At 45.2% G+C, this 16,369-nt stretch carries 6 protein-coding genes; all 6 read right to left on the bottom strand.

Features of this window, described 5'->3' with window-relative positions:
- On the bottom strand, positions 1–2,229 hold a 2,229-nt coding region (locus RIC07_RS10485), incomplete at its 3' end, for a two-partner secretion domain-containing protein (RefSeq protein WP_446394470.1).
- 19 nt (positions 2,230–2,248) lie between these two features.
- Positions 2,249–2,374, bottom strand: a complete 126-nt coding sequence (locus RIC07_RS10480) for a hypothetical protein (RefSeq protein ID WP_446394469.1) — start codon at positions 2,372–2,374, stop codon at positions 2,249–2,251.
- A gap of 121 nt (positions 2,375–2,495) precedes the next feature.
- The gene (locus RIC07_RS10475) at positions 2,496–9,659 is read right to left on the bottom strand and encodes an nSTAND1 domain-containing NTPase (RefSeq protein WP_446394468.1); all 7,164 of its coding nucleotides are present in this window, start codon (positions 9,657–9,659) and stop codon (positions 2,496–2,498) included.
- Positions 9,660–9,893: 234 nt separating this feature from the next.
- Positions 9,894–13,379, bottom strand: coding sequence for a caspase family protein (locus tag RIC07_RS10470; protein WP_446394467.1), 3,486 nt, complete (start codon positions 13,377–13,379; stop codon positions 9,894–9,896).
- A gap of 217 nt (positions 13,380–13,596) precedes the next feature.
- A complete protein-coding gene (locus RIC07_RS10465; RefSeq protein ID WP_446394466.1) occupies positions 13,597–15,336 on the bottom strand; it encodes a ShlB/FhaC/HecB family hemolysin secretion/activation protein in 1,740 nt (579 codons plus the stop codon).
- A 114-nt stretch (positions 15,337–15,450) separates the two neighbouring features.
- Positions 15,451–15,672: a hypothetical protein gene (locus tag RIC07_RS10460; protein WP_446394465.1), complete on the bottom strand. Its 222-nt coding sequence runs from the start codon at positions 15,670–15,672 to the stop codon at positions 15,451–15,453.
- Positions 15,673–16,369: the final 697 nt, after the last annotated feature.

Here is a 16,369-nt window from a genome sequence, read left to right as displayed (position 1 = left end):
GCCATTGGTCAAAGATAAAGAGCTACTCTCAATCTCCACTCCTCCAGAATTCCCCTGAGCTTCCGATTCCACTTCACTGAAAACAGCACTGACAAATCCTTGAGTATCTTCCCCATCCAATAAGACATTATCCGTCGCCCGAATCACCACCTTACCTGCATCTCCTTCTCCAAAGGTTGAGGCAGCAATTAGAGCGCCATTCATCAAAGATAAAGAGCCACTCTCAATCTCCACTCCCCCAGAATTCCCTTTAGCTTCCGAACCCACTTGACTAAAAACACGACTGCCGAATCCTTGAGTATCTTCCCCATCCAATAAGACATTATCCGTCGCCCGAATCACCACCTTACCTGCATCTCCTTCTCCTCTGGTTGAGGCAGTAATTAGAGCGCCATTGGTCAAAGATAAAGAGCCACTCTCTATCTCCACACCCCCAGAATCTCCTTTAGCTTCCGAACCCACTCGACTATCAACACGACTGACTCTTCCTTGACGACTTTCCCCATTCAATAAGACATTATCCGTCGCCCGAATCACTACCTTGCCTGCATTTCCTTCTCCTCTGGTTGAGGCAGTAATTAGAGCGCCATTGGTAAGAGAAACTGAGGAACCTGTAATCTGGACATCTCCTCCTCTCCCTATGGCTCCAGCTTGAACAGTATTACTAATTACCCCTTCTGCTACAGCCACGGTTTCAGTTGCATCAATAGTAATATCCCCAGCTTGAGCATCCACTGAACCGAAACCTGAAGCGATTCCAGCCCTCAATTGACTAAATTCTGAGTTGGAATCGTACTTGCCAACCCCAATTACATAAGTACCAGGCGTTTCAAACGTAAAACTAATATAGGAGTCTGTAATACGGCTGCTACCGCCTGCTCCCTGAGTGATGGCTGCATCATCATTACTTGCCAGTAACCCTCCCTGAGCGTTAAACAAAAAGAGTTCTGTGTCTAGGCTACCTGCTCCCCCCGTATTGCCTTGGTCAATATCAAAAATTCCTTGACTCCCAGCCGTTTCCACGGTAAACGAGTAGTAATCAAACGTCCCATCTCCTGTACCTGAAATCGAGACAAATGGAACTGTAGTCGAAGATTCGACATCAGGATTAGCTGCGACTGAAAACGAACCATCCAGGCTTTGCGCTCGATTAATTGAGTTATTCGGTTCAACTTCCTGGTTCGGATTCGGGGAACCTACCGCCGGACTTTCAATCGAAACTTGCAGCGTATAAGTTTCCCCTAAAGCCGGTTTGTTGCCGATAATACTGCTGCCGATAGTTAAATCCTTAGCATAAATTACAATATCACCCCCACCCGCTTCTCTCACATCTATGGTGCTACCAAATATGAAAATATCCGTTCGTGCCAAATCCGCCGGAAAATTCAACCCTAAACTTCCCTGCTCAACCGCTAATCCCACCTCGCCGGGTGCGCCGACTCCCGCTAATTCTACCCTGCCACCAGGAGCGGTTAACGTGCCACCATCAATTAATACTTCCCCCGTTGTCGTCGCATCAGGTGCAACATTTCCCCCCACGAGTAACAAACTTTCACCCGACAGTACAGATAGAGAACCCCTCACCTCAATCGAACTCACTCCTTGAGCCGCCAATTGATTAAAGAACAGCACATCCGGGTTAACCGTGAGTAAAGGTGGAGCCTCTGGTTCAGTTGCACTAAAAACGCCTTGATTACCAAAACCAATGGCATTCGCTGTACTCGCCACAAACGAACCGCCAACATCCAACCGCGCATTCTCCCCAAACACAATCCCATTGGGATTAATTAAAAACAGATTCGCCGTACCATTCGCCCGAATCCAGCCATCAATATCGGAAATATTAGTCCCCGTCACCCGCCCCAAAATATTCTCAATATCCAACCCATTATTAAAAAACGCCTCACCCCCTGTCGGCACTCCAAACTCCTGGAAACTGTGGAACAAGTTAACGCCCCGAACTGTCCCCCCCTCAATCGTACAAACCGGACATCCCGTCACCTGAGAATTAACCGGAAGCGTATTATCCGGGACAATTTGCGCCCGCACCGCGCTTGGTGTGATGAGTACAAGCAGCCAGAAGGCAGAAGGTAGAGGGCAGAAGGCTTTTTGCTTTCCGGTGTTGGTGTTTGGTCTATTCTTAACAGCTGGCTGCTTGAAGCCGCGCTGTCCTAAACACCCTAAGACCATGCGACTGACGACTTTAAAATAGGGAATAACTGATTTCATAAACCTTAATCCTACCGCGTTATTTACCTGTTTCTGTCTTCTGGGCTACATGAGTTTCTCTAAATAAACAGTCTGCCAACTTTCCCAAACATCCCCCCGCCCTGGATTCAGGAGAGCGAAACGTTTTCGGTTGAGCCAGTTCCATAATCTGATCAGAATCATCGGCTAATTTTCTGTATAATCTGATACGTTTACCCAGTAATTTTTCTTCTTTCTCAGCTTCAGGTTGTAGCTAGGTTAATTTGTCGTAGTCTAAAGTCCAGTAGTTAAGGTACAGCAACAAAATCATAGCCGTAACCCGAACGAGAACCTGGCTCAATTGTGACAAGTTGGCTTAAGGGATTGGTTAACTGATTTGTGCGATCGCCTGATGGTAAAAATTGTACCTTACCGGTTGCGCCATCAACACTAAAGCTTTCTGAACGTAAGGTTTCAGCCACCCCCTGACGAGTAGGATTCTGCTTCAGTGCCGCAATCAGCGCTTGGGTGGCATCATAAGAGAGGGCGGTGCGCCAGCTTACATCTGCCCACCAAAGCTTTCTTGATGTTTCGGCAAAATTGGACTGAGAGTTGCTAATATGCCAGGGAACGGCAATCATCATATCTTTGACATTTTCTTCGTCCTGGGCAACTTCCAAGAGTTTCGTACCATAGAACGCATCTCCCCCTAAAATGATCTGGTTCCCCCGCTTTTGTTTGATGATCTCAATCGCGTCGTCGATTTCCTCCCTGTCGAGCAACAATACCAGTACCTTAGCACCTTGCTGCGTGGATTCTTGAACCGTCTGTTGGGCATCAAAATTAAGATCAGACAAATCAAATTCTTGTAAGACTTGCCCTCCTGCTGAACCCACAGCATCACTAAATGCTAACTTCAGGGATTGGCTATACTGACTTTGAGAATTATAGAAAACAACCGCGTTCTTCTCCTGGAGTTTATTTAGCATAGAGTCAGCCAACGTTGTCGCCGTGGTATTATCGTCGGGTGCAGTGCGGAACATATATTGATCTGAATACCAATGAGATTTAAACCATTGCGTAGAGGTACTAACTGGAGAAATGGCGGCTAATTTATGGGCTTGATAAACCTTTCCCGCCGCTAGAGTGACATCACTGGCAAAGTGTCCGACAACCCCCAGCACGTCCGGATTTTTGCTCAAGTCTTGGGCGATTTGTTTACCGACTTTGGCATCGTTGTTATCATTAGCAATTAATACCCGCAAGGGTACACTATTGATACCCCCTTCTCGGTTAATTTCATCTTGAGCTTGAGCCACACCGCGCAAAACTTCCAATCCATGATGAACATTATTACCTAGGGGAACCGATACAGCAATAGTGTAGGATTTTTGAGTGCCAATGCGAGCATTATTCAAGTAAATTAAGGCTTCGGGATCATTGCGGTTTTCCTCAAGGGATGTCGTGAGTTCGCTAATCGCGGTGGGAAAAGCACCAGCAGCGATTTCCTGCACTCCGGCTTGCTTGTCCGGATTGGTAATACTGGGAACTAAGAGTTTATCACCCCCCCGACTCAGGATTCTCTGCGTGGATACAGCGATTCCACCACAAAGTTGGCGATCGGGGTTATTCTGAAAATAATCTCCGATTGTATTGCAGATTTCTGCCTTGAGAGTGTCCACATCACCCAGTTGCTGCAGTTCAATTGAGCCATTGTTTCGACCAATGGCTAGGAATTTACCATCCTGACTAAAGGCGACATTTGCAACACCTTGAGCCGGATGAGTGGAAATTAGGGACAGTTTCGCCTCAGATTTATCCGATGTATCCCATAGTTTGAGTGTGCCATCCTGACCAATGGTAGCGATGATGTTACTATTGGGACTAAAGACTAAACGGGTAATACTGGTTTGCTGTGTGGGAATTTGATCAAGTAAGTTCCCCTTAATATCCCACAGTTTCAGCATCCCTTGACTTCCAGCCGTTGCTACTTTCTTACTGTTGGGACTAAAGGCTACACTTTGAATAGGTTGCTGGGTTTGGAATTGATCTACTGACTGATTGGATAGTTTACCCCATGAAACAGTCCACAGTTTCAGGATATTACCTTGTGCCGTTGCCAGTTGTTTTCCGTCTGGACTAAAAGCTAAACTATTGATTTGTGATCGACTTACTTGGCTTTTGGAGATATCTATGGGACTAAGATTACCATTCTGAATCTGCCACAGCTTGAGTATACCATTGCTGCCAATTGTGGCTAATTTCCGCTTATTGGGACTAGCAGCGAGACTCTGGATTTGTTGTTGCTGAGTGACAAAGGTGTCCAACTGGTTATTAGACATATTCCAGAGCTTAATCCTATCATCGTTGCCCACAAGAATCAACGTCTTGCTATCCGGACTAAAGGTTACATTCTTCACCCCTCCGTACTGCTGTTGGACGATTTCAGCAGCCGGATTTAAGCTGACTGTACCATCCTCTCGGACATTCCAGAGATTGAGTTGATTGTTTTTATTAATCGTGGCGAGGAGTTCCTGATTCGGACTAAACTCCATACGTTGAATCGTCCCCTGTGTAGTCGAGAATTGAGCCGGACGGTTACTGGATATGTCCCATACTTTGACCGTACCATCTCCTCCCCCGGTAACCAGTTGCCTGCTATCTAAGGGACTAAAGGCTACACTATAAAGTTCTCCTTGTCCGGTGTCAAATTGTTCGACAATGGCGTTCTGGGTGATATCCCATATCCGGACTAACCCCGTCTCATCTTCCGCTGCACTTGCACTTGCGATCGCGAGTCGTTTTTCGTCTGGACTAAATGCTACGCTGGTGAATGTTTCATTGTCTTTTGTGGGAATGGGAAGTTGCTGAAATTGGTCACTCGCTTCATCCCAAAGATTGATAGTGTCGCCGTCTTTTCCTACCGTGACGAGATGTTCCCCATCGGGACTACTGGCTAAACCTTTAATCAGTCCTAAATCCTTGGGGAAGGGTTCGGTACAATATTCACTCAATGAAGCGTTTTGTAAGTCTTTCCCTTGAAAGGATAAAAATCGCGTTGTGCCATCCTCAAAAATAGTCATCATTCCAGCATATTCATCGTCTTCAAGTTGGTTATATGCCCAGTCTTGTTCATCGGGTTCAGTCCCATCATTAGTATCGATGAAAGCGAACACAACCTGAGTGATAGGATTGGGTAATGATTCGGTGTTCTCATCCGTATTGTTATTGTTTACAAATGTGATAGTATCGTCTTCCTGATCACAGGCGGGTATATCTTGCAGGGATATTTTATCAATTTCCTCACCTGATGTATCTCGGATACTGATCTCCCTGTTCTCTCCACTGGTTAGCCAGAGATTCCCTTCTGGACTAAAGGCGATACTTTTAACCTCTCCTGCATCTGTTTTAAATCTGGCAATTTGTTGACCAAAATTATTCCAAAGTTTTACAGTATTGTCCCCTGCGATTGTCGCCATTGTCTTGCCATCAGGACTAAACACTGCACTCGTAGCGGTTATCGTTTGATTACTGGCTTCAATTGGTGGTATTTCTACAATATGCTGGTTAAAAATCCGTTTGATGAATGACTGCCGACTTCTATCGTGTAGTCTAATAGCACTATCTTCACCAATGGTAGCTAACCATTTGTTACCTTCACTGAAGGCGATATCGTAGAGAAGGGTTTGTTCTGTTTCAATTTCCTCTGGTACTTGACTGGAGAGAGTAGCTTTTATACCGTTATTTTGAATTGTCCATAGTTTAACTGTGCCTTCATCACCACTGGTTGCCAGTTTACCGTCAGGGCTGAAAGCTAGGCTATATACATTTCTTTGATCAGTGGGAAATTCTCCCAGCTTTTTGCCTGAGATGTCCCATAATCTGATAGTATTGTTTTGTGCAACGGTGGCGAGTAGATTCTCATTAAGACTGAAGGCTATGTCTTTAATAGGGACTGTGGGTTGGTTGTTTGGAGTAGGTACTATGAGTGGGTTTTTTTGACGAGTTGCTGTCTGTTGGTTGTTTGAAGGTTGACCTTCTTGACCCAGTGGTGTATTGGCGATATTCCTTGGGATACACTTGCCCTGTTTAATGTCCCATAAATTAACGGTGGTGGTTGGATTATTCTGAGCATCTTTTCCCTCTATAAGGGTTGCCAATAGCTTATTGTCATGACTAAAGGCTACACCAGAGATATTCGCTGGGTTAGCACCAGAAGGATTAGTTGGGTTGGTTTCAGAAGGATTGGTTGGATTAGCTTTAGAAGTATTATCTGGATTAGCACCAGAAGAATTGCTTAGGTTAGCACCAGAAGTATTCTCTAGGTTAGTTCCAGAAGGATTTGTTGGGTTCGCAATTGGGCAAATTGTACTGTTCAAATTGTAATCGACAGTGCCATCCTTTTTCAGATTCCACAGCTTAACAGTACCATTTCCGCCCCCCGTTGCTAATCGTTTGCCATCCTGACTGAATGCTACACTATAGACACGATTTTGACCCGTTGCAAATTGGTCAACTTGATTACCTGATTTATCCCAAAGCCGAATTGTGTCGCCATCACCAATAGTTGCCAATTCGTTAGTTTTTGGATTGAAAGCTACCTGAGCAAACGTCGCGCGATCGCTCTCTATCCGATTGCGTTCTTTTACGCTATAAAAAGCCTTGTACATTGTTTCTTGAACTTCGGCTAACGCGGTATCAGGAGGGAAAAATCGAACCAGTGGGTTTTTGGAAATATCGACAGCTTGTAAAATATCAATAAAGGTGCGGATGTCGCGATCGGATTTTAAGTTACCTTCTGCGGATTCCCTCCACGCCAGCATCTCTTCAATTTTCGCCTGTCTTTGCTCCCACAAAGCCCAACCCGTTAACAAGACTAATCCCGCTCCTATCAAAGCAACACGATACCAAAATCGATAAGTATTTCTCCCCTTTTGGATGACACTTTCCCTCACAAACTTATCTTCGGTTTTATTGAACCAATTATCGGAGTAATCGAGTAGTAAATCCAACTGATCCAGTCGAGGATCGTTGTGCCAAAGGTAATTTTTTGAGGAGTCGTTTGATTGCTGTTTAGCTCGACGATCTTGTTTAAAATGGCGAATTTTATGCTGGGTTGTGGCAATCAAAATAGCTTCTAATTGTCCTAAAAGATAGAATAAGTATTGTATGCTAAATTTAGATTGTTTTATTCTCGCCTCTTCCGGCTCATTCAATTTCTGCCAATCATTCGCCGCTGGGGTTAATTTACGCTGTAAAATTAACGTTTCTTTTTCCTGGTTTTTCCATTCCCTCAGTCGCTGCCAGTTTTGGATTAAAGCATCATGGGCGGGTTCAACATAGGGTTGATTTTCAGAATTTGATCCCTGAACCAACAAACGTGCCTGACAAAATTGCTGAATCACGTTTTTGGCACGGTCTTTTTCTTTTGAACATTCAAATTTAGGCAAAAAGTACCTGATTACAATAGTTAAATTGGATTTAACTGCCCAATTAATCAGATAAATATATACTAGCCAATTTACTTTGTGATCGGGATATTCTAGTTCCGATAAAAGTACCCGCCGGCGAGCTTCATCACCCACAGCAACCATCCGCAGCATTACCTGACGCACTGTTTTTTCGTAGGCTTTATCTTTTTTAACCAGAGCGTTGTACTCCTCATCGGCACGCTTGGTTAAAGAACCAATGACTTTTCCTAATGCTTTATAATCCGCATCAGTTAAGGCTCGGTTGTCTCTTCTTTCTTTCACAGACTTCAGGTATAATTCACTGAGCGTGAACGAAAGTAAAGGTAATCCTCCTGGCATCTGTATAACTTCGTTAATCAGGTCATCAACCAGACTGGGAGGCTCAAAATACAATACTTTTTCCGATGCAGGTTTTTCAATGACTTCCCGCAATTCATCCTGAGTCATCGGTGGCACGACAAACCTGGCATTTTCCCAGAATTCTTTGAGTATACCTTCTTGAAACTGAGCTTCAAAGTCGAGGCGCAATGTGACGACAACATTAAAGGAATCTGGACAGTTTTGTATCACTTCTTTGAGGAGTTTCTGAAACTGCTGTTGTTCTGTGTTACGATTATGACTTTTGTTTTCTGGGTTACTATCAGTTTGACGAAGCGTGACCAATTCTTCAAACTGATCAATGGCTAATAATAGCTTGGCATCTGGATGAGTCGTCTTCCAGCGTTGAATGAGAGTGACTAAAGCTTGTGGGTTTTGTTTCAGGTTTTGCAGCGTTGTCGTCGTTTCATCAGGAATTGGCAAAACCTCAGCTAAAGCGGTTAGGGGACTATCGCCCACACGCATCTCTAAAATTTTATACTTATGATCCGCAGCCAGACGCGGTAACAATCCGGCTTTCATTAAGCTGGATTTCCCGGTGCCAGAAACTCCTAAGATGACGGTTAAGGCTTGCTCTTCAGCCGTAACGTGGGAGCAAAGCTGATCAATCAGTTTACGTCTGCCATAGAACAAGTTACTATCTTCTTTGCCATAGGATTCCAATCCTCGGTAGGGATTATTTTCGGGATTAAGAGGGGGTGCATCCTCTAACTTATCTCGGTTAAATCCGGGCAAAAGGAAAAAGAATTCTCCTTTTTGATGTTTTTTCAGTGGACATAACCCAGGAGTTTGGCGCTGATAATGTTCTTCTGTGGTTGTTTCAACTTTTTCTCGTAGGTAATAATGAATCTCACTGGCTGTGAGGATGTGATCTTGATTGAGATCGGAATTAAGATTAGAATTTTCGTCAGTGGTTCCTTGTAAAGCTTCAAACAGAGCTTGAGCAAAGGGAGAATGTTTGCCATCTGAGGTTTTACCGCGTCGCGCCAAGGCATCCAAGGCTTTTTGATCATCTGCGGCTGAAGTGATAACCTGCCATGCGCGATCGCTAATGAAGCGATCATAACGTTCTTTATAGATTTTGACTCTCGGCTCAAGATCTCGACTTAGGCTTGCCCAGCGGAATGCCCCAGCAAAACAACAGTCTAGAATGGTTAACAAATGCCGACAGGGAAGTTCGAGTAGAGCATCGTGTAACTCCTGCATGGGTAAGTACGTGTTGTCTTGGTCTAAGATGGCATCTTGAGGAATCAGGTAACCTGCTGGTCCATCCTGACTTTCTAAAGCATCTGAGGCAATTCCATGTCCAGCGAAGTAGAAAAGGATGCGATCGTTTTCACTAACATCTACTTTCCCTTGAGGGAGTGGTATTTGTTTACGTTTAAAGTCCTCAAGAAGTTGTTTAAGTTTGTCAAAGGTTGCATCTTCGTTTAACAACAGCAGAACTTCATAGGTTTGTTGCTTTTGATACTTCTCGGTAAGCCGCTCATGTTGTTCTTTGAGAATGCGGGCAAGTTCCTCAGCATCAGGAGCAGCCGTCTGTAAGGGGGGGATGCGATTGTGATAGGTATTAATTCCGATAACGATAGCAAAATTCCGCTGAAAATTTTTAGATTTAGGCATGGTTATATCCCTCTGGTAAGAATGCCAATAAATTAAGATTTTTCCACGAATATCACACCCGTTACGGATGAAATAAACACCTGTAGGAGCCGTGTAGGAACGAGCCGATTGCACTAATTAGAAACTCTATTCCACTCAATTGGCTCGGCTCGCCCTCTAACGTAACGTATCATTCTGAGCTTTGGAATGGTGCGTTACGCTTTGCTAACGCACCCTACATTTGGTTACATTTGGCTACCTTTGGGTTGCCATTGAACGGGGCAAAATTTGAGATTTAGACTCTTGCGCTAAAGCCGTCAGCACAGCCTTTAAACCTTCTGGATGATTGAAATACGTCAAGTGATCACAAGCGACTTCTTGGATAAAGGGAAAAATGCTCCATCCATCTGGAAGAGACTTAATGCTTTGCACCGTTACGGCTATATCATTGGGTTCACCCAAGAAAGGTAAAGCAACGGCTTTATTAAACAGCTTTTTCATTAAACGTTTTAACTGAGTAGCTTTTTCCCCTTCTTCCTGCAAGGCTGCCGGACTAATCGATGTATTCCCGGCAATAATTGAATAGGGAATACCTGGATCGTTACTGGCAGCTAAAGCCTGAAGAAATTGAGAGTTGGGCTGCATTTGATCGAGCGCTACCTCAACGGTGTTCATCATCGCCTCACTCAGACTACCCAGCGCTTTCACCGGCAGTGGTGTTTGGGAAAGACTATTCATACCCACAGCCATAACCATCGTTGCCCATTCTTTCACCGTTGCCCAAGGAGAACCAGCATTTGGTGTCCCCAACATAATCAAATGTTGGACAACTTTATTGCCTCCTTCTTGTTCAATAAACCAACGGGACACTAATCCGCCCATAGAATGGGCAACAATGTGCAGGGCTTTCCCATGGTTGGCTCCCAAACCGACGGCTTCCAGTCGCTCTTTCAGCAACTGAGCATTTTTTTCAATTGAAGTATTTAGGTTTTCATAGTCAAAAGTTAAAACTAAATCGTAAATCTCCCGGATAGAACGGTTTTTATTTTCCACTTCTAGGGGCTGTTGTAAGCTAGACACTAAACTTTTCGTATCGCCAATAATTCCGTGGATGTAGAGGACAATTCGCTCGGCTTGAGCGACTCGCTGTTTAACCTCTGTGACATCAGTTTTGTATGTTACTTTCTTATCATCTCCGACTTCAGCTACGGCGAGGCGAGGATATTCAAACTCTAATCCCAACTTCTCTCGCACCACTTTCTGAAAACAGATCCGAATCGCCCCTGTCAGATCGCGTTTTCCTTGACTAACGGGTTCTGGTAATCGCTCTAGCTCAATTTCAGTCTTGCCGTCTTGAGTGGTTTTTCCTAAACCTAATGGCAGGAAAAACTCACCGTCATAGCCAATGGGCAAAACATATTCATTCTCTTGTAATGGAGTGTCAACGACTAACTTCAGCGGAGCATCAGGGGTAACAACCGTATGATCTTCTACACCGTCCAGTTCTAGGATACTCAACTCTGGAGCCGTGCCACGACTAACGGCAAATTTAAAGGATTGAGTCACATTGGGATCGTCTTGAAAGATAGGTGGCACAATCTTATTTCCCACATCCCGACTTGCCTGGGGTGCGGTGGTTAAACAAACATTAGCTTGTAAGCTAGGATGCGGCTGCAATTGAACACCTGTTCTTAATTCTTGCGGTTTTTTACTCGAAACTTTGATTGCATCCAGGGGACGAACTGTGGTGATGACAATTTCCTCTGTGTACCAATTGTCAAACCTTCCTTTGCTTCTGGGTTCCAGATCACGACTTTGAACCCGATTCATCAGACGATCAAGGGTACTTTGATTCGGAGATGATACATCTCTTTTTGCAGGTCGAGGAACGTCAAGCGCCTCCTGAGTCATTAACCGGGCGTCAAACTCAGTGGTGCTGACAATTAATTTCATGATGTCTTTGAATTCGGTAATCCCCTGCTCCCATAACTCGTCTGGCACTTTGGGTGCTATACCACCGTATTCTTCTAGAACCCAAACTTCCTCCTCCGGCTGAAGCCGCACACTACCTGTGTCAGAAAACAAGGCTTGGACAGCGAAAAGGTCTGTAAGGTCAACTAAGGTAACGTAAAGTGTTTTCTTACTTGTGTTAGTGAGTTTGAGGTTAAATGCAGGCTGTTCCCACTCACCGTAGCTGTCACTGTACTTGTATTCCAAACGAATTTCCTTGGATTGAGATAATTCCTCGCCCTCCTCTGAGAAGAGTTTCATCTCCACATTATCCGGTTTAATTGAACTGGTAGGAGGACTGTGGAGTTTAACAATTGCATTCCAGCGGGCAATATGTTCTAGGCGTTGAATTGCCTTTTCTGCATTCTCATCGGTATAGCCGTCAATTTGCTCCACCAGGGGACGGTCATCGGTGGGTCGGACAATTAAATATTGCTCATTGCGGCACAGCAGGCGAAACTCTGCCTTAGCGAATTCCTGTTCCTCACGCACATAGGCTGAGGGTTGGTTTCCAAAACTCGCTGACTGCAAAGCTTGACGTGCTAAATTAATTCCCGCTTCCTCTCCCTGAAAATAAACGCCTAAAGGTGGTAGTGGTACGCTGGTAACAATGGCTTTAAAGTTGCGATCTTTGGTCAAGTTTTCAATACCGCTGATTTTCACCTTACTTAGCGATGGCAACACCTGAGTTACTTCAGCTTCACCGACAGATTTTGACGGGTCGTGCAAGTCTTGACAATCAAGTGGAAACAGGGTTAGGAGAGTTGTTTCACCTTTAGCAGAACCTTGAACACCGTGGACAGCGCCCCCATCAATTACCCAGCCATGGTCTTTGGTATACTGAACTGTGAAGTAGGGTTTACGTTCCGCGATCGCACCATCTAGGAAAAATCGGGTTTCATCCTCTGAATGAGTTACTTCAAACTGAGGGGATTGAGCTGAAACCTTGCTGCGAACTAAGGCATTAGCTTGCTTAAATAAGTCCCGATACGTCAACTTGCCATTGTTTCGCAACGTTTCCATCAACAGATAGGAAAACGCTCCCTGCTGTTTGCCGTCTACAGCGTCACTTGCTGTTTCGCAGTCCTGACAAGCGGCTAGGAGAACGTGGCGTCCTGTGGGTATCTTCCAACCACTCAGCTGATCTTCAGGATTCCCACGACTCACTGATAAGGATTCTAACTTCTCCGGTGAAAAGATGTAGCTATCCCGTGGGCGTTCGCGCTCATCTTTGCAGAAGCGACGTACTCCTGTCTCTTGCAACAAGTCTCTTGTTCCATTACCGGAATGACAGCAATCCAGGATAATACAAATGTGGGGATTTTTTTCTGCAACTTGAGCAATCAAGTATGCCAATTCTTTATCCGCTAAACCCCAGCCTCCTTCAGCACGACTGTCATAACAAACCAAGGTTTCCTCCAGTCGGTCTGGTTCTAAATGCCAAAACTCTGTGGGGGTTTTTGCTTGAGAACCATGACCACTGTAGTAGAAGAGAACAATATCCTCGCTTCCTGCTTGACATAAATGCTGTTGGAAGCCTTCAATAATTGCCTGACGAGTAGCTTCTTGATCCAAGAGCTTGTGTAGATGAAGTTGGCATCCATCTTTAGCCACGCGCTCTTTCAAATACTCTTCTACGGCTAAAATGTCGTTCACACACCCAGATAAGCGAGAGATTGGATGAGGGTATTCGTTAATCCCAACGAGCAGTGCATAGAGATTTCGAGTCATGCTTATCTCACCTTTATTCCGCTGTAGCAGTAATTCAATTACTACGATAAATTAGCAAGCTGGCTGAAACTAGACTCCTTTGTGCCAAGTTAATTGCTGAATTTTGTCCTTTCTGTTGCTCGTTTAGACAGTTACTATTGCACAAAGGTGCAAGAGAGAACACAAAAAAATGCCAAGTCTTCAGCATGGAGTAGGCTATGGAAACAACGAAGACACCTCAAAACGGTTGATAACGCAGGGAAAAATAGAGTCCGTTGTCTTGCAGCGAGTCCCCTTCATCATCAACGTCAATTAACGGTATGCCATAGTCGAGGCGTAATAATAAATCTGGCGTAATTAACCAGTTTAACCCCAGTCCCAAGCCAGCAATCGTGGCGGGTTCAAGGGTAATGCCTTGGTTATTCCAAACGGTGCCAATTTCAAAAAATGGGGATAATTGGAGTATATTAGGGTTTGAGGTCACAGGCAGGCGAACCTCCACGGCACCCATAATTCCATTATCGCCCACCCGTTGATTGTGGGAATAACCTCTGACGGTATCCACACCGCCGATTGTGAAGCGTTCTAGGGGAAGTAAAGCATCGGGGGTGAGTTGGGTATTAATTCGGGCGACGAGTAAGGCGCGGGGGGATAATTGTTCAACCCACTGAAATTGTCCAATCCAGGTAAAAAATCGCCCATCGATGCCGATATCATTAATCGTGGCATCAAAGGCATCAATGCCAAAACTAAATTGCGATCGCGCGGCTAAGACTCGTCCAGGGCTACGATTGACCCAATCTTGATAAAATCGAATTACGGTGACTTTGGATTCCCCATTGTCGGGACCTTCGGAGAAGGAAAAGGGAATATCATCCAAGATATAGGTTTGGCTGCGACGCAAGTCGAAGGCTACACCAATCCCTAATTCTCGTTCTGGGGTGTAGATCAGGGGTTGGCGGAAATTGGCGGAAATGTTGCGGCTTTCGCCTCTAATCTGTATATCCTCGAAGGGTTCTTCGATAATCTGGCTGTCGGTATTGCTGTAGCTTAGGGTTAAAGTGCCGTCGCGGGCATTGAGGGGAATGGTATAGTTGAGGTTGTAGAAATTGACTCCTGAGGTGATGCCGTAAGTGGCGCTGATGCGATCGCCAAATCCGAAGAGATTATTATGACTGGCGTTAATACTGTTCTGTACAGAACCTAGGCTGGGAGATTGGGTATTGGCGGTGGCGATACCTGCGCCAAAGGCGGGGGCTTCTTGGAGTTGGATTTGTAGGATATTGCGCCCTGGGGTACTCCCGGCGGTTAATTCGGCGTTGACTTGTTGGAATAGGGGATTGAGTTGCAAGAGTTGGAGGGTGGTTTCTAGGCGTTGTTGGTTTAAGGGGGGACGGGTGGCGAGTTCCAGGCGACGGCGGACATAGCCTTCTCGGAGGCGGTTTAATCCAGTAATTTCAATCTGTTCAAGTTCCCCTTCGACGACTTGGATTTGGACGTCACCCTGGCTAAGTTCTTGATTATTGACGAGGAAGGCGCCAGAGGTGACGTAGCCGTTTTCAATGTAGAGTTGAGTGATACTTGAGCGGAGGTTGAGTAAGTCCTCGAAGCTGGCTTCCTGGTTTTGATAGGGTTCGATTAAGGCGGTAATTTCTGGGTGTAAAACGGTATTGCCGAGGACTTCTATGGTTTTGATCAAGATGCGATCGCGATCGCTTTCTGGGGAGGTAATGTCTGGTGGGGGTTGGGAAGGTGGGGTTTGCAGTTGCGGTTGGGGAGGGGGTGTCGGGGGTTCTGAGGGGAAGGGTGAGGCGGGGGCTTGCGGAATCGTTTGTTCGATGGTTTCGGGTGTTTCTGGGGGAAGGGTGACGCCCGGTGGCGGTACGGATTGGGCTAGGGTATTCTGGGTTAGGTAGGTTGAGAGGGTAAGGCTAGAGATTGGTATAAGTATCCATCTTACTGTTGAATTGACCGTCATAAAAGCCTCCTAGTCAAAGGCATCCGCTTTTGTATTCTTGTTTTCCCGTGGAATCGGGCAAAACGGCAACGGCGCGATCGCACCGAACTCTACTATCAGGATAATTCCGTTAAGTCACTCAATGATAAATAGTTTGTGCAAAAGTACTGGACTCCAGCAAACCCTACTTACATCGGAGTGCGATCGCGCCACATCCATTTGCTCAAATCGGGTTACTCTTGCCTCAATTCTCTGGCGCAAAACGACATGACATCCTGTCTGTCGGAGGGGAACAACTTTGATATCACGGGTGGATAATTGCATCCCCATTCCCTTTTGAGTCGGCAGGATATGCATGAAACGGCTTTTTTGTCAAATCTGCCTCTGCATGAGTCCATCAAATTGGGTAATGAAACCTGATTGTAGTATTTTTATTTTCCCGATGCTATGGAGAACCAAATAACGCAGTATCAATGCGTTTCAGGAATAGTTAATTAAAAATGGTTATAAAAATAACCCAATACAGTATAACAGTAACGTTATACTACATCCTCAAACCCAGGTCAAATCATGATTTACCCGGGGCATTTTCTGCCCGCCCGAACTCCGCTTATCTTTAGACTATTAAAAGGTAAACGTTAAACTTAAAACTTTTCCTTATAATATAAAAGGGCTTCGTCACCATGACGCTGGGCGGAAAACGAAGATAGCTTGTAGTAGGGGCTTTAGCCTTCTTAAAATGGTGGAATAGATTTTACCGTTAAACTGGACACCATCCTTTGCGCCCCTACAATTCGGAATTCATTAAATCAGGTGTGCCACGCCACTACTGGAGTGATACCAAATCCGGGGAACGCTACCCCCGTTATAACCCAGTCCTTACCTTGCGGACGAAAGGGCCAGTGTAGCAGCGCTGAAGGGGTGACAAGCAGCTCAAAAGCTTGGCAGACAAAGCATTTCCCCCCTCAAGCCTCGAAAAGATGAGAGCTTATTGACAGGTTTATTGCGAATGAATCAGTGAATGAGAATGATAATCACCTGGGTGACGATCCAA

This window comes from Coleofasciculus sp. E1-EBD-02, from assembly GCF_040218245.1.
In the GTDB taxonomy this organism is placed as follows: domain Bacteria; phylum Cyanobacteriota; class Cyanobacteriia; order Cyanobacteriales; family Coleofasciculaceae; genus Coleofasciculus.
The sequence above is the reverse complement of the archived record's forward strand: the minus strand, read 5'-3'. Positions and strand labels throughout refer to the sequence as shown.

What these genes read in the sequence shown, in the direction of transcription:
- RIC07_RS10480 (WP_446394469.1), bottom strand. Translation starts at nt 2,374, where the DNA reads ATGGAACTGGCTCAACCGAAAACGTTTCGCTCTCCTGAATCCAGGGCG.
- RIC07_RS10475 (WP_446394468.1), bottom strand. Translation starts at nt 9,659, where the DNA reads ATGCCTAAATCTAAAAATTTTCAGCGGAATTTTGCTATCGTTATCGGA.
- RIC07_RS10470 (WP_446394467.1), bottom strand. Translation starts at nt 13,379, where the DNA reads ATGACTCGAAATCTCTATGCACTGCTCGTTGGGATTAACGAATACCCT.
- RIC07_RS10465 (WP_446394466.1), bottom strand. Translation starts at nt 15,336, where the DNA reads ATGACGGTCAATTCAACAGTAAGATGGATACTTATACCAATCTCTAGC.
- RIC07_RS10460 (WP_446394465.1), bottom strand. Translation starts at nt 15,672, where the DNA reads ATGCATATCCTGCCGACTCAAAAGGGAATGGGGATGCAATTATCCACC.